Source organism: Halomonas sp. SS10-MC5, from assembly GCF_015992245.1.
Classification (GTDB): Bacteria; Pseudomonadota; Gammaproteobacteria; order Pseudomonadales; family Halomonadaceae; genus Halomonas; species Halomonas sulfidoxydans.
In genome coordinates this window covers 3362306-3388265 of the sequence record NZ_CP065435.1, presented here as the reverse complement: position 1 = coordinate 3388265, position 25960 = coordinate 3362306, and the positions used below count along the sequence as shown (strand labels likewise).

Here is a 25960-nt window from a genome sequence, read left to right as displayed (position 1 = left end):
CTCTCCTATTGACTCTGTGTGTCGCGTAGATAGATGCCGACGGGAAAGGCACTCAGCAGCTCCCCGGCGGCGACTTGCTCCTTGGTTACTCTCAGCGTGGTACCGGTCAGCGCGCATTGCCAAGCGCCATCCCTTCGACCGGGCAGACGAAGCCGGGTATCGCCCCAGCGCGATGGCGACACCTGGGGCCGCTCGGCGCCCGCCAGCAGCGCCGCGGTCAGGCGCGGCACCGCCACCAGCAGCTGCCGGCCGTCCTGCTCACGCAGGAAGCCGACCAGGCGCTCGCCGTGGTCGCCGGCGCTCTCCAGCTCGCGGTAGCCGCCGTGGCGAAACAGCTCGGGCCAGTCGTGGCGCAGTGCCAGCAGGCGGGCGATCAGGGCCTGCTTGACGCCACCGTCCTGCCAGCTCTCCAGCGCCGTGACGGGCGCTAGATGGCGGTCCTGCGCGGCCTGGCGTGCCGCATGGTCGACCGGACGCCGGTTGTCGGGGTCGACCAGGCTGTGGTCCCAGAATTCGCCTCCCTGGTAGAGGTCGGGCACCCCGGGAGCGGTCAGGCGCAGCGCCGTCTGGACCAGGCCGTTGAGCGCGCCCGGCAGGTCCAGCTCGCGGGCCGCCGCTTCGAGTTCCCGGCACAGCGCGGGGGAGGCCAGCAGCCCCTCCAGATAGGCGCGGCAGGCGCTCTCGTAGGCCTCGTCGGGCCACAGCCAGTGCGTGCGCAGCTTGGCCTCGCGCAGGGCCTTCTGCTGCCACTGGGCGAGGCGCTCGGCAAAGCGGCGCATGGCTTCGGTGTCGTGGCGCTCCAGCGTCGGTGGCCAGGCGCCGAGCAGGACCTGATAGAGGATCAGCTCGTCGCCGGGGGAGGGGGCAGACCCGTCAGGCAGCGCCTGGCGCAGCGGGGCAGCCAGGTCGCGCCAGCGCTCCACGCGGGTGGCGAAGCCGCCGGCGTTCTCGCTCAGCGCGGCCAGGCGGGCACGCACGTCTTCGCCGCGCTTGTGATCGTGGGTGGCCGTGGCGACCAGGCCGTGGGGAAAGTGGCGCGCGCGCCAGGCGTTGGCGTCGTGGAACCAGCGCGGCGAGTGACTGAAGTGCTCGCCGTCGAAGCCGACGTCGTTGCGCGAGATCAGCGCCGCGCTGCGATAGCCGGCGGTGTCTTCCACGGCCTTGGCGGCCACCGGCGAGGTGAGCTGCTGGAAGCGCACGATGGCGCGCTGGCGCAACCAGCGCTCCTCGGCGTCCCCGGCGTCGGCGGGTGCCTCGCCGCCCAGCCAGCGTTCCAGCCACGCCAGCACCTCGGCATCGGGCGGGCTCAGCTCGCCGCGAGCGCCGGCCATGGCCTGGTCGAAGAAGGGTGCGTCGAGTTCGGGGCGGCCGCCGTCGTCGGCGTAGGTGCGATAGACCGGAAAGTGCACGACCAGCGCCGTCAGCGCCCGGCGCACTGCCGCCAGGGTGATGTCCCGGGTGGCCAGGGCGTGGCGGGGCACCGCATGCAGGGCACGCGCGCAGGCCTCGAACTCGCTGGTCAGCAGGGTCGTGAGTACCTCGCGACGGGCCAGGCGCACCTCGGCGGGGAAGTCCGGTTCCCGGCCGCTGACGTCGCGCCATAGGCCGCGCAGCGGCTCGGCGCCGGCCGGGTCGTGCTGGAGGGCGGAGATGGCGTTCATCAGCTCGTAGCCGGTGGTGCCGTCGACGCCCCAGTCGCGGTGCAGGGTCTCGTCGGCGGCGAGGATTTTCTCGACATAGATCGCCACGTGGCGCACCGCTTGCGGCGGCCGCCGCTTCTGGCACTCGCCCAGACGGGCCCGCAGGCGGCGGCAGTAGCCGCGCGGATCGGCCAGGCCGTCGACGTGGTCCACGCGCAGGCCATCGACCCAGCCCTGCTCCACCAGGCGCAGGGGCAGGGCGTGCACGGCCTCGAACACCTCGGGTCGTTCGATGCGCAGCCCGCCGAGCTCGGTGATGTCGAAGAAGCGCCGCCAGTTGATCTCGTCGGCCCCGGTGCGCCACCAGGCCAGGCGGTAGGCCTGCTGTTCCAGCAGGTCGTGCAGGCGGATGGCGCCGCCGCGGGTGGCGCCGTCGAACAGCGCCAGGGCTCGAGCCAGCGCCTGTCCGGCGGCCGGGTCCGCCAGTGCCTGGCGCAGTGCGTGGCGGCACTCGGCCACGGCGGTGTAGGCGTCCTCGCGCCGCTGCAAGGCATCGAAGCGCGGCGCCAGGTCCCACAGCGCCGTGTGCTCGGCCAGGCGCAGGATGTCACCATAGCGGCGCGGGTCGAGGGGGAAACGATGCTCGTGGTAAGCGATATGGAAATCCATCGCTTCGGGCTCGTGGCGCAGCACCAGGTCGCCGCCGTGCAGGGCGTCGGCGTAGGGCGTGCCGAGGAAAGGCAGCAGCAGCTTGCCGGCGAGCAGCGGGTCGGGCGAGTGCCAGTCGATATCGAAGAAACCGGCGTAGGGACTCGCCCGGCCCCAGGCCAGCACGTCCTGCCACCAGGGGTTCTGCGAGCCGCCCACCGCCACGTGGTTGGGCACGATGTCGAGGATCAATCCCATGCCATGCTCGCGCAGCCGTGCCACCAACCGTTCCAGCGCCGCTTCGCCGCCGAGCTCGGGGTCGATGCGGGTGGGGTCGGTGCCGTCGTAGCCATGGGGCGAGCCCACGCGTGACATCTGCAGCGGCGAGGCATAGACATGGCTGATGCCGAGCCTGGCGTAGTAGCCCACCCACTCGGCGGCATCGTCGAGGGTGAAGCCACGATGGAACTGCAGGCGTACGGTAGCGCGAATCTCACTCATCGTGCCCCCCTTCCTGGATGTCGTGGGCGGCTTGTCGGCGCGCCTCGTCCAGTACCTTCAGGCGCTCCCTCGTCTCCGGCGAGGCGAGCAGGCGATCGGCGTCGTCCGGCAGGCGCCGCCGCCAGTTGGGATGCTCGTCGAGGGTGCCCGGCAGGTTGGCCTGCTCCTCGAGACCCAGGGCATCCTCCAGCGGCAGCAGCGTGAGCGGCGCCGGTGTTACGCCAAGGCGACGGACGCAGGCATCGAGCACCTGCGAGGCGGGCAGGGCGGCGGCGTCGAGAGGCGCTTGCGGCACGTGATCGTCGACCAGGCGCAGCGCCCGAGCCAGGCGCGACCGCTCGATGCGGCGCTCGGCGCGTTCGCTGTCGGCATCCTGGTTCTCGCCGAGCAGGCCAAGGCGGCTGCGCCACTCGATGTCGCGCCCCGCCCACCAGCCGGCCAGCGTCGGCAGGTCGTGGGTCGAGCTGGTGGCGACCGCGTGCCGCGACCACTGCCCCGGCGCCAGGAAGCCGCCGTCGTCGTCGCGTTCGAACCACAGCACGCGCATGCCGAGGATGCCGTGGCGTGCCAGGCGCTCGCGAAAGCCGGGGGCGACGGTACCCAGGTCCTCGCCGATGACGATGGCGCGGTGGCGCCAGGACTCCAGCGCGACCAGGCGCAGCAGGTCGTCGAGCGGATAGCGCACGTAGCCGCCCGCGTCGGGCGGTGCGCCGTGAGGCACCAGCCACAGGCGCATCAGGCCCAGCACATGATCGATGCGCAACCCGCCGGCATGGGCGAAGCCGGCCCGCAGCATGTCGATGAAGCTTCGGAACCCCGACCGTACCAGCCCTTGGGGCGAGAAGGGGGCGAGCCCCCAATCCTGGCCGTGGACGTTGAAGGTATCCGGCGGCGCACCGATCGACAGGTCCTCCAGCATCTCGGTCGGGCGGCTCCAGGCCTGGCTGCCGGCCGCGTCGGCCCCCACGGCGAGGTCGGCGATCAGACCGATCGGCATGCCGGCCTCACGGGCCGTGGCCTGGGCGCGGGCCAGCCCCTCGCTTGCCAGCCACTGCAGAAAGGCAGGGAAGCCGACTGCGTGGACATGCTCCTCGGCGAAGCGTGCCACCCCGGGGCTTGCCGGGTCACGCAGCGCCGCCGGCCACTGGCGCCAGTCGCGTTCGCCCCGTGCCTGCTGCAGGGCCTCGAAGCGGCAGTGTGCCTCGAGTATGGCGCCGCCCCGTTCGCGAAAGGTCGCCAGGGCCTGGCGGGCGCGCCGTGCCTCGGCGTCCTCGCGCTGCATCACCTCGTCGTACAGCGCGCGCAACCAGGTGAGCTTGGTGTGCGCCGCCCGGGGCCAGTCGATCAGCTCCTGCGCTTCGAGCTGGGCCCGGGTCTCGGCCAGACCGCTGCGCTCGATGGCCGCCGCCACCGCTGCTTCGCCAAGCAGCGACTCGGGAGCGGCGTGCAGGGCGTGATAGTGCAGGCGGCTCGAGGGCGAGTAGGGGCTATAGTGGTTCACGTCGGCGCTGAACATGGCGTGCGTCGGGCTCACGGCCAGCGCCGCGGCGCCGGATTCGGCGGCGTGGCGTGCCAGCTGCTCCAGGGCCAGGGTATCGCCGAGACCGCCGTCGCCAGGCCGGCGCAGGGCATAGAGCTGCGCCGCCAACCCCCACCGGCGTGGCGACTCGCCGGCGCAGGCATCCGCCAGGGTGAAGCAGCGCGGCGGGGCCACGGCCAGGGTCAGCTCGACGTCGGCGAGCTGCAGGCGGTGGTAGCCGGGCGCGTCGACGGCGGGCAATGCCCCGTGGTCATCGTCGAGCGTACCCTCCCGGCGCTCGCCGCTTTCCAGTACGAGCCGGTAGCGGGTTCCGCGAGGAAGCGGCGACGGCAGGGGCGTTGTCGCCCCCTGTTCGGCGGTAAGCAAGGGCGGCCACTCCCGCGGCGAGGCGGGAGGCCGCAGCCGCTCCAGGCTGGCCGCGATCTCGGTTGCGCTGCCGGCCGGGTGCCCGAGCCGAGCCAGCAGATCGCGCTGGACGGCGTCACTGAGCCGGCGAGGGCGGCCCTCGCTGTCTTCCCATTCGACGATCAGGCCGGCCGCGGTGGCCAGTCGTTCCAGACCCTCCTCGCTCATGCGCAAAGCTCCTCGTCGCCCGGTACGTGTTTCAGCCAGGCCGCGGCACAGCGTGGCGGCAGGCTGCCGCTCTCGGTGGCGACCGCCACGCCCTCACGGGTCTCAAAGAGACACCGGCCGACACCGAAGGCGCGGGTGGCCGCGGTTCGTTCGCCGAGGTTCATGGCGATGACCAGCCGGGTGTCGTCGTTCATCTGCCAGCGGGCGACGACGGCGCCCTCGGCGAGTGCTTCGGCACCCAGCGCACGGGCGCCATCCAGGCGCGGCACGATCTCGGCCTGGCGAATCGCCAGCAGGCAACGGACGAAGGCCCGCCATTCGGCATGGGGGGAGGTATCGCGAACCTCGATGTCGGGTTTTGATGCCTCGAAGGTGGCCATGTCATTGGGATCGGGAATCGCCGCGCGCGAGGCAGGATCCTGAAAGGCGCTGAACGCGGCAAACTCCGCCCGGCGGCCCTCGCGCACGGCCTCGGCCAGTTCGTCACGGTGGTCGGTGAAGAACAGGAAGGGGCGCTCGCTGGCCCACTCCTCGCCCATGAACAGCAGCGGCACCATGGGCGAGAGCAGCAGCGTCAGCGTGGCGGCTGCCAGCGCCTGCGGCTCGGCAAGCCGGGTCAGGCGCTCGCCCAGCGCGCGATTGCCGATCTGGTCGTGGTTCTGCAGGAAGGCGACGAAGGCGGTCGGCGGCAGGTGCGCGCTCTGCGTGCCGCGGGGAGTGCCCTGCCGGGTGGCGTTGCCCTGGTAGACGAAGCCCTCGCCCAGGCAGCGCGCCAGCTTCTGCGTCGGGGCCTCGGCGAAGTCGCCGTAGTAGCCTTCGCTCTCGCCGGTGAGCAGCACGTGCATGACGTTGTGCCAGTCGTCGTTCCACTGCGCGGTGAACAGCCCCGGGCCCAGCAGGCCGGCGTCGTTGTGCTCGTTCTCCAGTACGAGGTGCACGTGGCGTCGCGGGTCGATGCGGCTGCGCAGCGTCTCGGCCAGCTCGCGCAGGAAGTCGCGTTCGCCGATGGCATGCACCGCGTCGAAGCGCAGGCCGTCGAAGCGGTACTCGTCGAGCCACATCAGCGCGTTCTCGATGAAGAAGCGACGCACCATGGGCTGGCGGAAATCGATGGCCGGCCCCCAGGGCGTCTGACGGTCGTCGCGAAAGAAGGCACCGGCATAGCGCGGCAGGTGGTTGCCGTCGGGACCGAAGTGGTTGTAGACGACATCGAGGAAGACCATCAGCCCCAAGCCATGAGCGTCATCGATGAAGGCCTTGAGCGCATCGGGATCGCCATAGGTCTCGTCCACGGCGTAGGGCAGCACGCCGTCGTAGCCCCAGTTGCGCGCCCCGGGGAAGGCAGCCACCGGCATCAGTTCCACCGCCGTGACGCCGAGCTCGGCCAGGTAGGGCAGCTGCTGGCGCGCCCCGGCCAGGCCGCCCAGCGCCCCCAGGTGCAGCTCGTAGAGCACCGTCTCGTGCCACGGGCGGCCCCGCCAGTCGGCATGGCGCCAGGCGTGATGATAGGGGTCGACCACCATGCTCGGCCCCTCGACGCCTCCCGCCTGGGCACGGGAGGCGGGGTCCGCGATGGCGATGCCCTGCGCCGCGCCGGCGACGTAGACACGATAGCGGTAGCGGGCGCCGTGATCGCAGGGGGCCTCGCCGACGAAGCGCCCTTCGCCGGCGTGGGTCATGGCGATGGGCGCGAGGCCCTCCACTTCGAGGTCGACCCGGCTGGCGCTGGGTGCCCAAAGCGAGAACTGCGTCCACTCCGGGCCGATGACCTGGGCGCCGAAGCTGTAGTGAAATCGCTCTGCTTCGTTCATCCCGTGGTGCGTGCCTCCACACCCGCTTCTTCGCTGATGCGCTGGTAGAGCTGCGTATAAGGGGCGATCGACTGGCGCCAGTGATAGCGGCCGGTCATGGCCGCCCGCCGCATGGCGTAGAACAGCTCCGTGGAGTGATAGACAGAGAAGGCCTGCTGGATCGCCTGCATGAAGCTGGCCAGGGTGACCTTGTCGAACAGGAAGCCGGTCACGCCGTCCTCGATGGTATCGGCCAGGCCGCCGGTGCGGTGAGCGATGGGCAGGGAGCCGAAGCGCTGGGCATACATCTGGCTCAGGCCGCAGGGCTCGAAGCGCGACGGCATCAGCAGGAAGTCGCTGCCGGCGTAGATGCAGCGGGCCTCGTCCTCGTCGAAGCCGATATAGGCGCCCACGGCCCCCGGATAGCGTTCGGCCAGGCGGTCGAGCTGGGCCTCGACCCGGCGCTCGCCGCTGCCGATGAAGACCAGCTGGCCGCCGGCCTGGACGATGCTGGGGGCCGCCTCGATGACCAGGTCGACCCCCTTCTGGTGCACCATGCGCGAGACCATGGCGAACAGCGGGCCGGCGCTGGGGGCCAGGCCGAAGCGGTGGCGCACGTACTCGGCGTTGGCGCGCTTGCCGCGCCAGTCGTTGGCCGAGAAGGCCTGCACCAGGTGAGCATCGGTGCGCGGATCCCAGGAGTCGTCGATGCCGTTGGGAATGCCGCTGAGCCGGCCCTGCTCCGCCTTGCAGCGCAGCAGGCCATGCAGACCGCAGCCGAACTCCGGGGTGGTGATCTCCTGGGCATAGGTCGCGCTCACCGTGGTCACGTGAGAGGCATAGACGATCCCCGCCTTCATGAAGGAGAGCTTGCCGTAGTACTCGAGCCCCTCGATCTGAAAGGCATCGTCGGGAATGCCCAGGGCGGCGCAGCGCGACGCGTCGTACAGGCCCTGATAGGCCAGGTTGTGGATGGTGAACACGCTGGGGACGTGGCTCCCCTGCCACTGCAGGTAGGCCGGTGCCAGGCCGCACGTCCAGTCGTTGAGGTGCAACAGCTGCGGCTGCCAGTCGAGCCCGGCGTGGCCGGCGGCGATCTCGGCGGCGGCCAGCGACAGCCGGGCGAAGCGAATGTCGTTGTCGTCCCAGCCGCTGCTGCCGTACCCGCCCGGTCCGGTGCCGTAGGGCCCTCCTTCGCGCTCGTAGAGTTCGGGGCAGAGCAGCACGTAGATCACCAGGCCGTCGGCGCAGGTCATCTCGCCGACCTCGCAGGCCGGCAGCTCGGCGTAGGCCGGGAGCCGGCCGACGCGGCGGATCTCTTGTGACGAGGCGATGACTTCACGGTAGGCCGGCAGCAGAATACGAATGTCGTGGTGAGCCGCCAATGCCCGGGGCAGGGCGGATGAGACGTCGCCGAGCCCTCCGACCTTGACGAAATCGGCGATCTCGGCGGTGACGAACAGGATGCGCTGCGAAGGAAGGTTCGGCGTGCCGAATCCGAACGGCTTGCCGCGATCGCGCTCCCCCTTCGTGCCGTGATACACCCCAAGGGGCAGGTCGTCGGTGGCCACGATCGAGCGACCTGGCCTGTCATTTTTTGTTTCGGAATCGATACCCTTCAGTGCCACATTGCCCATTGTGACGGACCTCCCTGTAGTGGCATGGCCAATACGCCGCGATAACTCCCTTTTGCCAGTATGAAACGCTTGCTTTCGGGCTTTTCCTGGCCTCGATAGTAAGCTGGTCAAAAGGTGACGTTGCATAGGTATAGACGATGAATCCTACTGCGGCGAAGAGAAATGCTCACATAACTTAGGTAATGAAATCTCAGAGGGGAGGCGGGTCGGACTCAGCCGGGCCAACAGCGAAAAGGAAGGAAAGCGGGGTTTACAACGTGATAAGGCCCCTTGACTCGCCGTCACAGTGAGCGGGGCCTGGCGCTGCGCGGCGACACGGAAACGCGCTGGCTTCACCCGCACTCAGACGAAAAAAGAGGTAGGTCGTCTAGGTGGGGTTGGTAGGCCTTTCTTCTGATGTTTTTTAGCAAATCGTGTGATTGCCTTGCTGTCTGTAACGCAGAATAGATGCCAGTGTCCCGCCGCCAAGGAGTCGGCTCGTTCCGCTGTCCCGGGTCGAAGTGGTGGCCGCTCCGGGACAGCGGCTCGAACGGCTTAGGGGGCTGTCGCAGGAGTGGAACCGCTGCGCAGCGTGGTCATTGCGATTCAATCGAGCAGTTCGCCCACCCTCAGGGTGTCGCGATCGGCCAGCTGCACCGGACGGGAATCGTCGCGGGTCCAGGCGGCCATGGAGCCGTCGTACATGGTGACGTTGTCGAGCCCTTCCACCTCGCTGAGCTGAAACCAGCCGCTGGAAGCCCAATGCCCGGTATTGCAGAAGGCGACGGTGGGGGCCTCGCGATCCAGCGCCAGGGCATCGATGGCCGCCGTCAGCCGCTCGGGCTCCAGGTACCAGGCGCCGTCGCGTTCGACCAGGGCGTCGTGGTGGGGCAGGTTCACGGCGCCGGGGATGGTGCCCGGCACGCGAGCGGCGGGCGATTGCTCCTCACCCCGGTAGAAGCCCTCGGGGCGGGCGTCCACCAGCTGCTCGCCGGCCTGGCGGGAGGCTTCGACCTCCTCGTCGGTGGCCAGCAGCTCCTCGCGCAGCGTCGTGCTGAAGGAGACCGCCTCGGGCGGGTCGACCGGGCCGCTGGCGGTCTCGAAGCCCTGCTGCTCCCAGCCGGCGAAGCCGCCGTTGAGGATGGTCACCTCGTCATGGCCGAGTGCCTTGAAGGTCCAGTAGACCCGGGCCGCGCTGCCGAAATCGGTCGGACCGGTGCCGGCGGGCACGACGACCACGGTGGTGTCGTTGCCGATGCCCAGGCCGCCGATCAGCTCGGCCAGGCTTTCCTCGTCGGGCATCAGCCCGGCCACGCCATCGCGCTCTTCGCGCCAGCCATCCTCGGCATAGTTGCTGTAGCGGCTGCCAGGAATTCGGGCGGCTTCGAAGGCGGCACGGTCGCCGCCGTCGTCAATGGCGGAGCGCACGTCCAGTACCACGAGATCGTCATTGTCTCGTTGGCCATCGAGCCACTCGGCATCGACCAGGGGAGAGGGGTGCATCGCCTGGGCGGTACCGGCAAACGCCAGTGCGCCGGCCGCCAGGAACAGAGAGATCCGCATGAGTCCATCCTCCTCGCTGGGGATGGAAGGAGCCTAGGTCGGTGGTGCTGGTCTCGCAACGTTTCGTCGAGAACGCTTTCCGTCGGACACATTCCCCAGGGGAATAACGATCCGGACCTCACCGGCGACAGCGTGGCGATTGGCTGCTATCGGTTGTAAGGAACGCGCAGTCGTGGCGACACAGCCTGAACGACAAAGGAGGGGCCTCGGGATCTGCCAGGCCCCGGCGGTTGCCGGTCACGCCGCGAATCCGTGGCGACGCCCCGACAAACAAGACACAGGAGAACGCGAGCATGACGGAACAGCAGCCGCCCCCGCGGCGTTTCTGGCTGGCGGGCAGGCGGGCCGCCGAGCAGGATCGGTTCTTTCGCGAGGCCCTCGAAGCCCGGGGCTGGGAAGAGGGCGATGCGCAGCAGTGGGACAGTGCGTGGGTGACCGGCATGCCCGAGCCAGCCCAGTTCCGCAACGCCTCGCCCCGGCGCCGCATCAACCACGTTCCCGGCAATGCGGCGCTGACCGTCAAGAGCCGGCTGCACGAGAGCCTGGCGAACCTGCGCACGCGCATGGCCGAAGGTTTCGGGGCGCAGCATCCCTTGACCTCGAGGCTGGATTTCTTCCCTCGCGCCTATGTCATGCCGCACGACTATCATGCGCTGCAGCAGGCCGCTCGGGGCAATCCCGCCCAGCGCTGGATCCTCAAGCCGACCAATGCCTCCAAGGGCAAGGGCGTACGGGTGCTGCGCGACGTCGGCGAGGCGCCGCTGGCGCCCGACTGGCTGGTCCAAGAGTATCTCGACCAACCGCATACCATTCGGGGGCACAAGTACGTGCTGCGGCTCTACGTGCTGATCGCCTCACTCGCGCCGCTGCGGGTCTATCTCTATCGCCAAGGCTTCGCCAAGCTCGCCTCCGAGCCCTGGGACCCGGAGGACGCCGACAACCCCTACAGCCAGCTGACCAATCCCGACATCAATGCGCTCAACACCCGCGCCGAGGTGCCGGTGGAGTTCATCGATCTCGACCGCTACCGCGCCTGGCTGCGCGAGCAAGGGCACGACGACGCGGCGCTGTTCGCGCGCATCGAGGAGCTCGTGAGTCTTACCGCCATCGCCGGGGTCGATGCGATGCGAAGCCGTACCGCCGCCTTGGGCGCCGATCCCAGGGGCTGCTACGAGCTGCTGGGGCTCGACTGCCTGATCGACGACACCCTCAAGCCGTGGATCCTCGAATGCAACCTGAGCCCGTCGCTTGGGACCTGTGCCGCACCGGAAAGCGGCGGGCTCATCGAGGAGGGGATCAAGGGCGACCTGGTGCGCGACCTGATCGCGCTGACCGGCCTCGCTGACGGCGATGCTGCCGAAGCCCCCGACCCGCTGGCCGAAGCCGAGGCGGAGCTGGCCAGGGCCGGCGGCTTCCAGCGCCTGCTGCCCGCCGCCGACCCCGAGCGCTACCTGGCGTACTTTCCCCTGCCGACGCCTGAGGACCTGGCGCTGGCCGATGGTTTGGCCGGCCGCCGTGTGCCGCGTCCCAAGCTGATGCGCCGTCGCGTCAGCGAGGTCTACGACGACCAGCAGTTGGCCCTCTACGACGCCGGAAGCGGTCGCCTCTATCGTCCCAACGACACCGCGGCGTTGATCTGGCTGCTGGCCACCGAGGGGCTCGAACCCGAGGTGATCGTCGAGGCGCTGGGGGCGGCGACCGCCGAGGCGGAGGATGCCCCTGGCGCCGAGTCGTTGCGCGGAGAGGTGGGGTCGACGCTTGCGGAGTGGTGCCGCCTGGGCCTGCTGTGCCAGCGTGGCGACGAGGGGATCGCGCTACCGGAACATGATGCTGCTGCTGGCGCACCGTCGGCGAATGACGAGGCCGGCCAGACGGTGCTGCTGGCCCATGAGCAGCGGCGCTGGGCGTTGGAAGTGGCCGACGTCGCTGCCATGGAGCGCCTGCAGGCGGGGTTTGGGGACGCACTTCTGCCGCTCTCTGCCGAGGCGGCCCGGGAACTGCCGCGGCTGGCGTTGCTGAAGGCGGCGGCGGGGTATGCTCTGGCATCGAACGACACGCTGATCGCCTCCCGCCTGACGCTCCCAGCCATCGTGCCGGCACTGACGGAGTTCCTGCTGCGTCAGGCCGCGGGGCCGGGGCAGCCGGTGATCGACGCCCATCTGGTGGTGACGCCGGCGGGCAGCGTCGCGCTATGCGTCGCCGGCGAACCCCAAGCGCGGGAGGCGCTTGCCGCCCTGCCTTCGGCGCTCCGCAGCCGGTTCTCCCGTGGCGTCAGGCTGACGGCGGAGGGCGAGGAGGTGCGTCTGGAACCGCTCGGCCTGCCAGGGCCGGGAGCCGGTTGGAGCGTGGCGGAAGCTCTCCCGATGCTGCCACGCGAGCTGCCGGTCTGGGTCATGGCCGGCACGGAGTCCGCCCCCGCTACCCCCACGCCGCTGTCCCGGCTCGACGCCCTGGGGGTGCTGCTGCCGGGCTGTCGCACGGCAGGCGGCGTGCCCCCTTCGGCGGAGACGATACAGCAGCTGGACCGCTGGCTGGAGGGTAGAGCGTGCTGGACGGTCGGCGTCGAATCCACGCTGACTCAACTGGACGTCTCCCAACCCACCCCGGCCGACTCGATGGCGGCCGGGAACTGAGCAGCCGGTGACCCACCATGTGGGCCACCTGTCGAAGCGAGCTCGATGAGCCCGTTTCGTTGCCAGGCGGCGTGACAGCCCTATGCTGCATGCCGCCTTCACATCAAGACCCTGAAGGAGAAGACGATATGACAGAGCACGAGGAGAAGCGCCGCACGCTGCTGAGCCGGCTAAGCCGCCGTCTCGGCTACGCGGCCCCCGCCTTGGCGCTGGTGGCCAGTGGCGCCGCGCTGCAGGCCTCGGCCGACGAGGCCGGCACGCAGCCGGCCTACACCAGTGGGCAGGAGGCGCCGCTGATGCTGGCCGAAGCGCACGAGGAGAAGAAGCCTGAAGCGGAAGGTGAGCCAGAGGGCGAGGCCGAGGGCGAAGCGGAAGGAGAAGCGGAAGCCGAGGCCGAAGGCACCTAGGGATGTCTCGTCCCGCCGTGTTCCGTGCCGGGCACTGACGTGACCCGGTACGGAGCCGGCAATCCGAGGCCCGTCCACCCAAGAGGAAAGGCGCATGAGCGAACCACAAGACACTGCCTGTCTCGACAGCCTCATCGAGGAGAACCGGCTGGCCCTGCATCAATTGCAGACGTTCCTGGAGCGGCTGGCGCCCGCCGTCTATCGGCACGCCTTCGGCCCGACGAGGCGCCAGAGCCTGGGCAAGCACGTGCGCCATATCCTCGACCACTACGATGCCCTGCTGGCCGGCGCGGGAGTTGGCAGTATCGACTATGAGAACCGCCGGCGGGACCAACGGCTCGAAGCCGAGCCGTCCTTGGCCGTTGCGAGGCTTGTCGCGATCGGCACCGCGCTGTCATGCCTGGAGGCGCATCAGTCGGCCACGTTGAGGGTGCGATACCCCGTCGAGGGGGCCAGCGGATGCCTGTCGTTGACCACCAGCCTGGCGCGCGAGCTGGCGTTCTTGACCAGCCATACGGTGCATCACATGGCCCTGCTGGGAATGATGGCGGAGAGCCTCGGCGTGACCCTGCCGGCGCATTTCGGCGTCCACCCATCGACGCTTCGATTCTGGCAGCGAAGTGCAACCCCACCTCAGACAGGCTCCTTCGCCAGGTCGAGCAAACCCAGGCTCGCTCTCAGTGACTGAGTTCGATCACCCGGCCGCCGGTATCCTCGGCGTCCTCCCTGTCATGGGTGACGAGCAGGCTGGGCAGGCCCGCCTCGCGCAGCCGGTCGAAGACCAGCCGGCGCATGTCGTGGCGTAGCGGTCGGTCGAGCTTGGAGAAGGGTTCGTCGAGCAGCACGGCGCAGGGCTCGGCGAGCAGCAGGCGCATCAGGGCCACACGCGCCTTCTGACCGCCCGACAGCGTCGCGGGATCGCGCGACCCGAAACCTCCCAGGCCAACCTGCTCCAGCGCTGCCTCGATTCGCCCTGCCTTGTCGGGGACGGCGCGGGGCATGCCGAAGCGCAGGTTGCCCGCGACCGAGAGGTGCGGAAACAGCAGCGGGTCCTGGAACAGCAGGCCGATGCCGCGCCGTTCCGCCGGCAGCCGGCTGATGTCGCGCCCGTCGAGCAGGATCCGTCCGCTGGCCTGAAAGGACGGTGCGAGAAAGCCCGCCAGGTAGGCCAGCAGGGTCGACTTGCCGGAGCCGGAAGGCCCCATGACGGTGAGCACCTCGCCTGGGCCGATTTCGGCATCGAGTGACAGCAGGGGCGACCCGACCAGAGCGATATGGATATCCTCCAGCACCAAGTGGTGGGATGTGTTCATAACGACCCTCGCATGCCGCGGCGGTTGGACCAGAGCAACCGCGGCAGGCCCACGGCAATGAGAAATCCCACCAGCGGCAGGCTGGCCTGGACCAGTGCCCATACGCCGATCACCCGGCGGTTGCCTCCGGCGGCCAGCGACACCGCCTCGGTGGTCACCGTGGCGATGCGCCCGGCCCCGAGCAGCAGCGTGGGCAGGTATTGGCCGATGCTGACGGCGAGACCCACGGCACCGGCGGTGAGCAGCGGGGCGAGCAGCATGGGCAGGCGCACGCGCCAGAACACGGCGTGGCGGGAGGTGCCAAGGCTAAGGGCGAGCTGCGACCAGCGCGGGTCGAAGCGACGGTAGGCTTCCGAAAGGGACAGGAACACGTAGGGCAACACGAACAGCAGATGACCAAAGATCACCAGCCATAGCCGTGGCCGCGTACCCAGCGACTCCATCACCACCACCAGGCCGAACAAAAAGGCGATCTGCGGCACGATCAGCGGCAGATAGAGCAGCGTCAGCGCCGAGAGCAGCTTGCCCTCGGCCGGATGGCGCCCGCTGCGCTGCTCGTTCTCGAGCGCCGCCAGCGTCAAGGCCAGGGCGATCAGCGTCGCGCCGATGGCGATGAGCGCCGTGGTGGCGACCGGCCCTGCCAGGGTTGGCAGGGCGCGCAACCAGTGAGCGGCGGTCACGGCCTGGGGCAGGGCATCGGGAAAGCGCCATAGGCCCGCGATGGAGCTGAGCGCGAGACCGGCCAGGCCCACGAAGGCGGTAAGCGAGGCGAGCAGGATCAGCCCCTTGCCCGCCAGGCGCAACGGCTGCTCGCCCTGGCCGCGTCCACCGCGGGCGAGCCAGGCCCGACCCAGCCGGGCGACGAGGCCCTCCAGGCACCACCAGACGGCGAGCGCCGACGCCGTGACGCCGAGCTGCAGCACGGCGCCTGCCGAGGCCACCAAGCGCCGGGAGAGGTCGGGGTCCTGGTACCAGGCCAGGATCGACACGGCGAGGGTCGGGGGCAGCGTCGGGCCGAGGATCAGGGCGACATCCACCACTGCCGTGGCGTAGGCGATCACCGCGTAGACCGGCAGCCGTATCAACGGATAGAGCGCCGGGACCACCACTTTGAGCCAGGCGGTCATGGGGCGATAGCCGAGCGAGCGGGCCATGGCCACGCGTCGCTCGGGATCGAACTGGGGCAGGGCGGCGAGGCTCATCAGCAGCAGGAACGGGATCTCCTTGACCACCAGGCCGGCCATCAGCGTCAGCCCCCAGGGGTCGTTGACGATCAGCAGGTCCGGCGGGCGTTGCCAGCCGGACAGCTCCGGCGAGACCAGCCGCGCCAACAGCCCCGAAGGGGCAATGAGGAATGCCAGGCCGAAGGCCGCGGCGGCATGGGGGAGCGACAGCAGCGGCGCCACCATACGCCGTATCCAGCGATCCAGCCGGCTGCCCGACACGCTGGCCAGGAACAGCAGCACCACGGCGAGCGATACGGCGGTGGTGACCAGTCCGCTGGCGAAACTGACCGCCACCGAACGCGCCAGCCCCGGCTGGGCGAACAGTTCGCGCCAGGGGGCCAGGCTCAGGCGTTCGCCGCCCAGCGCCGGCAGATAGCCGAAGGCAGGCAGCAGCGCCATGGTCAGGCCGGCCAGTATCGGGCCGACCAGCAGCGTGACGATCAGCAGTGGGGCGAGGCGCAGCATCAAAGCGCGTTACCTGCCGCCAGGTGGTGTCGGCGAGTGCATCTGGCCATCTTCAGCGTGTCCTAGGCCCTGTCCGAAAACTGGCTGCGCTCGGTCATACCGCGTTAAAAATCGGCTCAAAGTACTCATTTACACCCCGTAAACTCCGTCTTTTCGACGATTTTTGCCTTGTCTGACCTTCGCTCGCCGACTTTTCAGACAGAGACTAGCGACCGACGTAGCGCGCCTGCCAGGCGTCCTGCAGCGCCGTCATCCAGCTCGGGTGCGGTTCCGGCAGGGTCTCGGCCAGCGCCTCCGGCGGCAGCAGGGCAGGGTTGTCGCTCTCCTGCTCGAACAAGGAACGGGTCTCGGCGTCGAGGCGTGTCACGTCGAGTACGGTGGGGTCACCCCATACCGCGAGGTCCTGCTTGCGTGCCTGGGCCTCGGGCGAGAGCAGGAAGTTGGCCACGACCATGGCGCCGGCCCGGCGGGGCGAATTGAACGGAATGGCGACGAAGTGCACGTTGCCCAGGGTGCCGCCCTCGAGGACGTAGCTGCGGGTCGACTCGGGCAGCTCGAAGTCGGCCACGGCGGCGGCCGGCTCCGCCGGGTTGAAGGTGAAGGCCAGGGACAGTTCGCCGTCGCCCATCAGGCGACGCAGCTCGGGGCCATTGGCGGGAAACTGCCGGCCGCGGCGCCACAGGTGGGGATGCAGGGCATCCAGGTATTCCCACAGCGGCGCGGTAACGGCCTCGAAATCGCTCTGCACGACCGGTTCGTAGAGCACATCGGTGTCGTCGGCCAGGGCAATGAGCGCCTGCTTGAGGAAGGTGCTGCCGAGGAAGTCGGGTATGCGCGGATAGGTGAAGCGCCCCGGGTTGATCTCGGCCCAGGCGAGCAGCTGCGCCATGTTGCGCGGCGGCTCCTCATCGAGTGCCTCCGCGTCGTAGTAGAAGGTGATCTGCGCCTTGCCCCAGGGCGACTCATAGCCTTCCGTGGGCAGCGTGAAGTCGGTCACCACCTCGGGGTTGTGCTCAGGATGGGTCAGGGAAAAATTCGGTAACTGCTCGGCGAAGGGGCCGTACAGCAGGTCGTTCTCTTTCATGGCGGCGAAGTTCTCGCCGTTGAGCCAGACCAGGTCGACGCTGCCGTCGTCGTGATTGCCCGCGCTGCGCTCGGCCAAGACCCGGGAGACGGCGGAGCCGGTGTCGTCGATCTTGACGTGCACCAGTTCGACCTCATGCTCGTCCCTGACCCGGCGCTTGACCCAGTCGAGATAGTCGTTGATCCGCGTGTCGCCGGCCCAGGCGTGCCAGTAGACGGTCTGGCCGCGGGCTTCGTCGAGCACGCTCTCCCATTCCTGCAGGGCGGAGGCTGCGTGGAGTGGGTGGGCGAGCATGGCAGCCAATGGCAGGACACGAAGTAGACGCAGCGACATCGACTCACTCCTCGATAGGGTGGATTGGAGAGTGGCCCCATGTGAAGAGCCGTAGCCTGCCGTCCACAGGTGCGATGCCCCTCGTTGCGGATCGTTGCGGATCCTACACCGCGGTCGCGAGGGTAGCTGCCATGCTGACACCTTCGCCGAGCGGAGCCCGAGTAAGTCGACACGGCGTGGTATGGCGAGGCCTGCTAACCTGATTTCAGTAGAAACTGAAACACCAAGAGTGGGGTCTTAACAAGCATACCCGTATCACGACGCGAGGAAAGGTTGTCATGAGCGTGCGCCGTGTCGTCTGGTTTCACCGTCTTGTGCTGTGGGCGAGCTTTCTGTGTCTGCTCCTTGGCGGTGGCCTGTTGGCATGGCAGAGCCAGGCTCAGGAGAATGGGCGCATCGCCCTGGTCATGACGGTGGAGGGCGCCATCGGGCCGGCTACCGGCGACTATTTCGAGCGCGGGTTGCGACGTGCCGCCGCTCGCGATGCCGAACTCGTCATCGTGCAGATGGACACCCCGGGCGGGCTCGATGCCACCATGCGCAGCATGATCCGCGCCATGCTGGCATCGCAGGTGCCCGTCGCCATCTACGTCTCTCCCAGCGGTGGGCGCGCCGCCAGCGCCGGCACCTACCTGCTCTACGGCAGCCACGTGGCCGCCATGGCCCCCTCGACCCACCTGGGATCGGCCACCCCGGTGCAGATGGGGGGCGGGGGGTTGCCCGGCATGGACGATCCCGCGGAGGAAGCTCCTGACGAGGACGCCGCCGGGGATGGCGACGAGGCCGCCGGGGATGGCGCCGAGGCCGGCGATGAGCAGGCGGACACCGAGCCGTCTCCCCGGCGCGGTGAGACCGCCATGGAGCGCAAGGTGCTCGAGGACGCCGTCTACTACATTCGCGGCCTGGCCGAGCGTCACGGCCGCAACGCCGACTGGGCCGAGGAGGCGGTGCGCGAGGCGGTCAACCTGACCTCCCGCGAGGCGCTCGAACGTGGCGTGATCGACGTGGTCGCCAGCGACATCGACGACCTGCTGGCCCAGATCGACGGGCGCGACGTGGTGATGGCGGGTGGCGAGCGCACCCTGAACACCGCAGACCTCGTCATCGAGCGCTTCGATCCCGACTGGCGCACCGAGCTGCTGCAGGTGATCACCAACCCCAACGTGGCCTACTTCCTGATGATCATCGGCTTCTACGGGCTGATCTTCGAGCTTTCCAACCCGGGCAGCCTGGTGCCGGGCACCATCGGGGTGATTTCGCTGCTGCTGGCGCTGTTCGCCTTCCAGCTGTTGCCGATCAACTATGCCGGTCTGGCGCTGATCCTGGTCGGGCTCGGCCTGATCGTGGGCGAGGCGCTGATGCCCAGCTTCGGCATTCTCGGCATGGGGGGGATCGTGGCTTTCGTGATCGGTTCGGTGATGCTGATGGACTCAGAACAGTTGGCGGTTTCCCTTCCCCTGATCGGCGGCATCGCCCTGCTGGCCGCGGGGATCATGCTGTGGGTATTGATCCGTTTCGCCGGTCTTCGCCGGCGGCCTGCCCGTACCGGCCAGGAGCAGCTCGTCGGCAGCCTTGGCGTGGCCCAGGAGGATTTTCAGGGGCAGGGCCATGTCCGCCTGAGGGGCGAGCGCTGGAATGCCCGCAGCAGTGCCGCCCTGACGCGCGGCCAGGAGGTGAGGGTGGTGGCGGTCGAGGGGCTGACGCTCGTGGTCGTGCCCGCCGATCGGGCGGCGCAGTAAGGGAACGCTTTCGCGACAGGGGCAACCTGACACATCGAGGCCAGACATATCGAGGAGTGTGCTCATGATGATTTCCTATCTCGTGCCGGTAGTGCTGCTGTTCATGCTGATCGCCGCGTCGATCCGCATTCTGCCGGAATACAAGCGTGGCGTGATCTTCTTCCTCGGTCGCTTCCAGTCGGTCAAGGGGCCGGGGCTGATCATCGTGATTCCCGGGATCCAGCAGATGAGCGTGGTCGACCTGCGCGTGATCACCATGGACGTGCCGGAGCAGGACGTCATTTCCCAGGACAACGTCACCGTCAAGGTCAACGCGGTGCTCTACTTCCGCGTGGTCGATCCGGAGAAGGCGATCATCCAGGTCGAGAACTTCACCCTCGCCACCAGTCAGCTGGCCCAGACCACGCTGCGCTCGGTGCTGGGCAAGCACGATCTCGACGAGATGCTCTCCGAGCGCGACAAGCTCAACGACGACATCCAGGAGATCATCGACACCCAGACCGAGGAGTGGGGCATCAAGGTGGCCAACGTCGAGATCAAGCATGTCGACCTGGACGAGAGCATGATTCGCGCCATCGCCCGCCAGGCCGAGGCCGAGCGCGAGCGGCGGGCCAAGGTGATTCACGCCGAGGGCGAGCTGCAAGCCTCCAGGAAGCTGGTCGAGGCGGCCAACGTGATGGCCGAGAACTCCGCCGCGCTGCAGCTGCGCTACCTGCAGACCATGAGCGACATGAGCAACAAGAACGCCTCGACCATCGTCTTCCCGCTGCCGATGGACATCATGGAGGCGTTCAAGCACATGCAGGCCTCGCCGGCCGCTCAGGCGCGCAACGCGGGAACGAGACCAGACGACTTGGGCGAAGGCTGAACGAAACGTGCCACGCCCGCCTGGGCGTGGCATCCTGAGGCGACCTGACGGAAGATGAGGTCGCCTTGTTCCACTCCCTTTCACACCGCCAACAGGGGCTGTTGCTGACCGGTGGCGGTGCGCTGATCATTTCCCCCGACGCCCTGCTGATCAAGCTGATCGGTCTACCCGACAGCGAGATTCTGCTGTGGCGCGGGCTGCTGACCGCGCTGGGCTTCATCCTCCTCATGCTGGCGCGGCACGGGGCCGGCACGCTGGCGGCCTACCGCCGCTGCGGCGGGACCGGCATCGGCGTGGCGCTGCTGTTCAGTTTCTCCACCTTCGGCTTCGTGCTCGGCAACCAGTACACCAAGGGCGGCAACGTACTGATGATCCTGGCCGGGGCGCCGCTGATCGCCGCCTTGCTCTCGCGGCTGTTTCTCGGTGAGCGGCTGCCGCGGCGTACCTGGCTCGCCATCTGGCTGTGCCTGCTCGGTACCTCGCTGATCGTGCTCGACGATACCGGGGCGGGCTCGTGGATCGGCAACGGCTTCGCGCTGCTGGCGGCGACGGCGCTGGCCGCCAACTTCACCCTCTGCCGCACCCGCCCGGGCGTCGACATGAGCCCCATGCTGACCCTTTCCGGCCTGATCGTCGCGGCCGTGGCGGCACTGTTCGGCCTGGCCGGCGGCGGCATTGCGCTGCCGCCGGCCGATAGCCTGCTGCTGCTGGTACTGCTGTGCCTGGTGCTGCTGCCGCTGGGTTTCACCCTGATCCAGCGCGGGCCGCTCTACCTGCCGGCCGCCGAGGTGGGGCTGTTGATGCTGCTCGAGGTGGTGGTGGGCACCCTGTGGGTGTGGTGGATCCTCGGCGAGCGGCCGGCGCCGGTGGCGCTGATCGGCGGTGCCCTGGTGCTCGGCACGCTGCTGGCCAAGGGGCTCTATGAGCGCCGGCTGGAACGGCGCCTGCGGGGGCGGGGTGCAGCGCAGCGTGGTCTCTGATACCATGCGCCGCTCGTGAGGGGCGTGTCAGGTTGAAAACCGAGCCCCGCGAGTTCCCCTGACCAAGGATGCGACGCTACGTGCTGACTCCTCTAACCGGGCTGGCCACGCCGCCCTAGCGTTCTCTCTCCCCGGGTGATGCCGTCATCGGCTCACCACCGCTCGACATCAGCCGATGTCACGGGCATCCCGCCCGTACCCGCTTTTTTCATTGAGTCCTGTTTGATCAGCCCCAGGGCGGTGTCTTCGACGCCAAGCCAAGGGACGCTTGCGACTCGACCCCTGGTACTTTCCGGCGCTGGCGCCGGCTGGTATGCAACCCATCGACTGGACCGAAGAATGATCCGATCCATCAAGCAAGAGTGGTTCTCCAACCTCAAGGGCGACTCCCTCGCCGGTATCGTGGTCGCGCTGGCCCTGATTCCCGAGGCCATCGCCTTCTCCATCATCGCCGGCGTCGACCCCAAGGTGGGGCTCTACGCCTCCTTCTGTATCGCCGTGATCATTGCCTTCACCGGCGGTCGCCCGGGGATGATCTCGGCGGCCACCGGCGCCATGGCGCTGCTGATGGTGACCCTGGTGCGCGACCATGGCCTCGAGTACCTGCTGGCCGCGACCCTGCTCACCGGGGGGCTGCAGATCGTCGCCGGCTACCTCAAGCTGGCCGACCTGATGCGCTTCGTCTCGCGCTCGGTAGTCACTGGCTTCGTCAACGCCCTGGCGATCCTGATCTTCATGGCGCAGCTTCCCGAACTGACCGGCGTGACCTGGCACGTCTATGCCATGACGGCGGCCGGGCTCGGCATCATCTACCTGTTCCCCTACCTGCCCAGGATCGGCAAGACGATTCCCTCGCCGCTGGTGTGCATCGTGGTGCTCACCGCCGTCTACATGGCGAGCGGCATGGAGATCCGCACCGTGGGCGACATGGGCGAGCTGCCCGACACCCTGCCGGTGTTCCTGTGGCCCGACGTGCCGCTGACCCTCGAGACGCTGTGGATCATCCTGCCCTACTCGGTGATGCTCGCCGTGGTGGGCCTGCTGGAGTCGATGATGACCGCCACCATCGTCGACGACCTGACCGATACCCCGAGCGACAAGAACCGCGAGTGCAAGGGGCAGGGCATCGCCAATATCGGCGCCGGCCTGCTCGGCGGCATGGCCGGCTGTGCGATGATCGGCCAGTCGGTGATCAACGTGAAGTCGGGCGGCCGCGGGCGTCTCTCCACGTTCGTGGCCGGCGTGGTGCTACTGATCATGGTGGTGTTCCTCGCCGACTGGGTGTCGCAGATCCCCATGGCCGCGCTGGTGGCGGTGATGATCATGGTCTCCATCGGCACCTTCAGCTGGGCCTCGATCCGCGACCTCAGGAAGCACCCGATGAGCACCAACCTTGTCATGCTGGCCACCGTGGCGGTGACCGTGGGCACCCATAACCTGGCCATCGGCGTGTTCGTCGGTGTGCTGCTGGCGGCGATGTTCTTCGCCAACAAGGTCGGCAACATCCTCTACATCGGCTCCGAAGAGGCCGATGACGGCAGCCGTCGCATCTACCGGGTAGTCGGCCAGGTGTTCTTCGCTTCCTCGGAGCGCTTCGGCAATGCCTTCGACTTCAAGGAAACCGTGCAGAAGGTCACCATCGACCTGTCGCGCGCGCACTTCTGGGACATCACCGCCGTGCAGACGCTGGACCGGGTAGTGATCAAGTTCCGCCGTGAAGGCACCGAGGTGGAGCTGATCGGCCTCAACGAGGCCAGCGCCACCATCGTCGACCGCTACGCCATCCATGACGATCCGGCTGCCGTGGAAAAGTTGATGGGCGGCCATTGACGCCAATCGCGGGCCGGTGCTCCTCTTGAAGGAGCCGCGGCCCGCTGGGTCGAATCGGGCGTCGCAGTGTCCTTGAGCGCTGCGACGACAATGCCAGCATGGGAAACGACACCATGACAGAACAGGTAATGGCCGCCATCGACGGCTCGCAGTTCTCTACTGGGGTGTGCGACTACGCCGCCTGGGCCAGCCTGGCGCTCGGCGCGCCGCTGACCTTCCTCCACGTGGTGGACAACCACCCGCAGACCGCCGAGGCGGATCTCTCCGGCAACATCGGGCTGGGCTCCCGCGAGCACCTGCTCGAGGAGCTTTCGCAGCTCGACGAGCAGCGCGCCAAGGTGGCCCAGGAGCAGGGCCGGCTGATGCTCCGGGCGGCCTGCGAGCGTGCCGTCGAGGATGGCGTGGGTAACCCCGGCACGCGCCAGCGCAACGGTACCCTGGTCGAGACGCTGGCCGAACTGCAGGACGAGATCCGCCTGCTGGTGCTGGGCAAGCGCGGCGAGACCGCCCACCAGGCCAGCGAGCACCTGGGCTCCAACCTGGAGCGGGTAGTGCGCGCCCTGCATCGGCCGATCCTGATGGTGCCGGAGACCTTCACGCAGCCTCAGCGGGTGATGCTCGCCTTCGACGGCAGCAAGACCACCCGCAAGGGCGTCGAGATGCTGGCCAAGAGCCCGCTGTTCAACGGCATCCCGGTGCACGTGGTGATCGTCGGCGCCGAGACCGGCGACAACCGCTCGCAGCTCGACTGGGCGCTGGCCACGCTGCGCGAGGCCGGCCACGAGGCCGAGGGGGCGATCCGTGCCGGCGAGGTCGAGGAGACCCTGCGCGCCTATCAGGAAGAGAACGCCATCGACCTGCTGGTGATGGGCGCCTACGGCCACTCGCGCATCCGCCACCTGCTGGTGGGCAGCACCACCACCGCCATGCTGCGCCGGGCCAGGGGGCCGGTGCTGCTGCTGCGCTGAGCATGGCTCCCGACGGCCGGGACCCCGATGCCAGCGCAGCGTGCGCAGTGGTAGCATCCTGTCGATGACGCTCCAAGGAGGCCAGCGTGTCAGCCCCGAATCCGTCGACTCCTCGCCTGCGTGTCCAGCTGGGCCGCGCCATCGCCATCGGCCCGGGCAAGGTCCAACTGCTCGAGGCCATCGCCGCGACCGGTTCGATCTCCGCGGCAGCCCGCCAGATGGGCATGAGCTATCGGCGCGCCTGGCTGCTGGTCGATACCATGAACCAGTGCTTCAAGGAGCCCCTGGTCAACACGGCCACCGGGGGCAAGGGCGGCGGAGGCGCCAGCCTCACCCCGTTCGGTGAGGACGTCCTGGCGCGCTACCTGCGCATGCAGCGCATCGCCAGCGAGGCGGTGGCCGAGGAGATGGAGGCCTTCGCCGCTCTTCTGATCGCTTCGCCAACGCCTTCCTGATCATCCCGCCTGGCGTGGCGCGACTACGTCATGACAGCGCCTTGCCTCGCAGTTGGGCATACACCTGCTGCCCTGGGTGCAAGGCCAGGCGCTGGGAAGCCTCGCGGGGGATGCGCGAGAGCAGCATCTGTTCGGCGACTGCCAGGCGTACCAGCAAATGGCCGGGGTGGGGGTCGTCGCTGATCTCGGCCACCTGCGCCGGCAGGCAGTTGAGAACGCTGGCATCCTGGGGCGGCGTCAGGCTGATTACCACGTCGCTGGCGTGAATGCTCAGCCGCAGCCGCTTGCCCGGCGATGCCGCTTCCCGCGAGACCCACAGCCGCCCGGCGCCGCACGTCAGCGCGACGAGCTGCCGGTCGGCATCGTATCCCTCGACGCGTGTCTCCAGCACCGCGGCGGCGTTGTCGGCGTGGGACAACGGCAGGTCGCTGCGCACCAGCAGCTCGTGCAAGGGGCCGGCGGCCAGTACCTGGCCCGCTTCCAGCAGCACCATGTGATCCGCCAGGCGGGTCACCTCGTCGAGGGCGTGGCTGACGTAGACCACCGGAATCTCGAGGTGGGCGTGCAGCCGCTCCAGATAGGGCAGGATTTCCGCCTTGCTGGTCGCGTCCAGCGAGGCCATGGGTTCATCCATCAACAGCAGGCGGGGGCTGGCGAGCAGGGCGCGGGCGATGGCGACTCGCTGCCGCTGCCCGCCTGAGAGCGCCTGGGGATGACGCTCCAGCAGCGCTTCGAGGCCGAGCAGTTTCACGGTCTCGTCGAAGTCGACGCGGCGACGGCTGGGCTCGACTCGTCGATAGCCGTAGCGCAGGTTGTCGCGCACCCGCAGATGGGGAAAGAGGCTCGCCTCCTGGAAGACGTAGCCCAGCGGGCGACGGTGCACCGGCAGGACGTGGTCGGGGGCCTGCCAGCGCTGGCCGTTGACCGTCAGCCAGCCCTCGCTGCGCTCGAGCCCGGCCAGGCAGCGCAGCAGGGTGGTCTTGCCCGAACCGGAGCGGCCGAACAGCGCCGTGACACCCCGCTCGGGGAGTTTCAGTTCGGCCTCCAGCACGAAACTACCGCGCGTCAGCCGAAAGCTGCCCGCGACGCTCACGGCGTCATCCTCACGATCTTGAAGCGCTTGTTGAGCGCATAGACGCAGACCAGCAGCAGGAACGCCGCCAGCATCAGGAACAGCGACAAGCGATGGGCGGAAGCGTAGTCCATGGCTTCCACATGACTGTAGATGGCGATGGAGGCGACCTGGGTCTGGCCCGGTATCCCGCCGCCGATCATCAGCAGCACGCCGAACTCGCCCAGGGTGTGGGCGAATGAGAGCACCGCCGCAGTCAGCAGACCCTGGCGCGATAGCGGCAGCACGACCGACACCAGGCGGTCCAGCGGGCCGGCCCGCAGGGTGGCGGCCACCTCCAGCGGGCGACGCCCCATGGCCTGGAAGGCGTTCTGCATCGGCTGCACCACGAAAGGCAGCGAATAGATCATCGAGCCGATCACCAGGCCGGTGAAGGTGAAGGCCAGGTGGTTCGCGCCCAGGCGCTCCAGCGTGCCGCCCACGGCGCCACGCGGACCGAGCAGGATCAGCAGGTAGAAGCCGATCACGGTGGGAGGCAGCACCAGCGGCAGCGATACCAGCGCCTCGACGACCACTTTCACCCGGCGCTGGGTGTGAGCCAGCCACCAGGCCAGCGGCAGGCACAGCACCAGCAGCAGCGCCGTGCTGATCAGGGCCAGTCGCAGGGTCAGTCGCAGGGCTTCCCAATCGGAGGGCGTCAGGCCGAACATCGTCAC

19 protein-coding genes are annotated in these 25960 nt (G+C 68.7%); 9 read left to right on the top strand and 10 right to left on the bottom strand.

Annotation, left to right across the window (positions count from 1 at the left end; genetic code table 11):
• Positions 1–5: 5 nt before the first annotated feature.
• From treY to I4484_RS15750, 5 genes are all read right to left on the bottom strand, one after another.
• Complete coding sequence (treY, locus tag I4484_RS15770; protein ID WP_197448185.1) at positions 6–2789, bottom strand: malto-oligosyltrehalose synthase; 2784 nt, start codon at positions 2787–2789, stop codon at positions 6–8.
• Positions 2782–4902: a 4-alpha-glucanotransferase gene (gene malQ / locus I4484_RS15765; protein ID WP_197448184.1), complete on the bottom strand. Its 2121-nt coding sequence runs from the start codon at positions 4900–4902 to the stop codon at positions 2782–2784. Before malQ ends, treY begins: the two co-directional genes overlap by 8 nt.
• Complete coding sequence (gene treZ / locus I4484_RS15760) at positions 4899–6713, bottom strand: malto-oligosyltrehalose trehalohydrolase (RefSeq protein WP_197448183.1); 1815 nt, start codon at positions 6711–6713, stop codon at positions 4899–4901. Before treZ ends, malQ begins: the two co-directional genes overlap by 4 nt.
• The gene (glgA, locus tag I4484_RS15755; RefSeq protein WP_197448182.1) at positions 6710–8329 is read right to left on the bottom strand and encodes a glycogen synthase GlgA; all 1620 of its coding nucleotides are present in this window, start codon (positions 8327–8329) and stop codon (positions 6710–6712) included. The genes treZ and glgA overlap by 4 nt, the downstream gene beginning before the upstream one ends.
• A 585-nt stretch (positions 8330–8914) precedes the next feature.
• The gene (locus tag I4484_RS15750; RefSeq protein WP_197448181.1) at positions 8915–9871 is read right to left on the bottom strand and encodes a sulfurtransferase; all 957 of its coding nucleotides are present in this window, start codon (positions 9869–9871) and stop codon (positions 8915–8917) included.
• A 293-nt stretch (positions 9872–10164) separates the two neighbouring features.
• On the opposite strand from I4484_RS15750, the gene I4484_RS15745 reads away from it, so the two are divergent.
• The 3 genes from I4484_RS15745 to I4484_RS15735 all read left to right on the top strand — a co-directional run bounded on the left by I4484_RS15745 (position 10165) and on the right by I4484_RS15735 (position 13599).
• Entirely contained in the window at positions 10165–12504 is a 2340-nt protein-coding gene (locus I4484_RS15745; RefSeq protein ID WP_197448180.1) for a PqqD family peptide modification chaperone, read from the top strand.
• 128 nt (positions 12505–12632) lie between these two features.
• Positions 12633–12911, top strand: coding sequence for a hypothetical protein (locus I4484_RS15740; protein ID WP_197448179.1), 279 nt, complete (start codon positions 12633–12635; stop codon positions 12909–12911).
• 94 nt (positions 12912–13005) lie between these two features.
• Positions 13006–13599, top strand: coding sequence for a hypothetical protein (locus I4484_RS15735; RefSeq protein ID WP_197448178.1), 594 nt, complete (start codon positions 13006–13008; stop codon positions 13597–13599).
• Here I4484_RS15735 and I4484_RS15730 read toward each other — a convergent pair.
• The 3 genes from I4484_RS15730 to I4484_RS15720 all read right to left on the bottom strand — a co-directional run bounded on the left by I4484_RS15730 (position 13589) and on the right by I4484_RS15720 (position 17293).
• A complete protein-coding gene (locus tag I4484_RS15730; protein ID WP_197448177.1) occupies positions 13589–14224 on the bottom strand; it encodes an ATP-binding cassette domain-containing protein in 636 nt (211 codons plus the stop codon). The two genes, I4484_RS15735 and I4484_RS15730, sit on opposite strands and share 11 nt — an antisense overlap.
• Positions 14221–15915 carry an ABC transporter permease gene (locus tag I4484_RS15725; protein WP_197448176.1) on the bottom strand — a complete coding sequence of 565 codons (1695 nt, stop codon included), beginning with the start codon at positions 15913–15915 and terminating at the stop codon, positions 14221–14223. The genes I4484_RS15730 and I4484_RS15725 overlap by 4 nt, the downstream gene beginning before the upstream one ends.
• A 205-nt stretch (positions 15916–16120) precedes the next feature.
• Entirely contained in the window at positions 16121–17293 is a 1173-nt protein-coding gene (locus I4484_RS15720) for an ABC transporter substrate-binding protein (RefSeq protein WP_234283743.1), read from the bottom strand.
• A gap of 317 nt (positions 17294–17610) precedes the next feature.
• On the opposite strand from I4484_RS15720, the gene I4484_RS15715 reads away from it, so the two are divergent.
• The 6 genes from I4484_RS15715 to I4484_RS15690 all read left to right on the top strand — a co-directional run bounded on the left by I4484_RS15715 (position 17611) and on the right by I4484_RS15690 (position 24172).
• The gene (locus I4484_RS15715; protein WP_197448174.1) at positions 17611–19071 is read left to right on the top strand and encodes a nodulation protein NfeD; all 1461 of its coding nucleotides are present in this window, start codon (positions 17611–17613) and stop codon (positions 19069–19071) included.
• Between the two features lie 64 nt (positions 19072–19135).
• Positions 19136–19939, top strand: a complete 804-nt coding sequence (locus tag I4484_RS15710; RefSeq protein ID WP_197448173.1) for a slipin family protein — start codon at positions 19136–19138, stop codon at positions 19937–19939.
• Positions 19940–20004: 65 nt separating this feature from the next.
• A complete protein-coding gene (locus tag I4484_RS15705) occupies positions 20005–20919 on the top strand; it encodes a DMT family transporter (RefSeq protein WP_197448172.1) in 915 nt (304 codons plus the stop codon).
• 339 nt (positions 20920–21258) lie between these two features.
• Entirely contained in the window at positions 21259–22749 is a 1491-nt protein-coding gene (locus I4484_RS15700; RefSeq protein WP_197448171.1) for a SulP family inorganic anion transporter, read from the top strand.
• Between the two features lie 113 nt (positions 22750–22862).
• Positions 22863–23717 carry a universal stress protein gene (locus I4484_RS15695; protein WP_197448170.1) on the top strand — a complete coding sequence of 285 codons (855 nt, stop codon included), beginning with the start codon at positions 22863–22865 and terminating at the stop codon, positions 23715–23717.
• 86 nt (positions 23718–23803) lie between these two features.
• Positions 23804–24172: a winged helix-turn-helix domain-containing protein gene (locus tag I4484_RS15690; protein ID WP_197448169.1), complete on the top strand. Its 369-nt coding sequence runs from the start codon at positions 23804–23806 to the stop codon at positions 24170–24172.
• A gap of 28 nt (positions 24173–24200) precedes the next feature.
• Here I4484_RS15690 and modC read toward each other — a convergent pair whose 3' ends face one another.
• Together modC and modB are read right to left on the bottom strand one after the other, a co-directional pair.
• Positions 24201–25265 carry a molybdenum ABC transporter ATP-binding protein gene (gene modC, locus I4484_RS15685; protein WP_197448168.1) on the bottom strand — a complete coding sequence of 355 codons (1065 nt, stop codon included), beginning with the start codon at positions 25263–25265 and terminating at the stop codon, positions 24201–24203.
• Entirely contained in the window at positions 25262–25954 is a 693-nt protein-coding gene (gene modB / locus I4484_RS15680) for a molybdate ABC transporter permease subunit (protein WP_197448167.1), read from the bottom strand. Before modB ends, modC begins: the two co-directional genes overlap by 4 nt.
• Between the last annotated feature and the right edge of the window lie 6 nt (positions 25955–25960).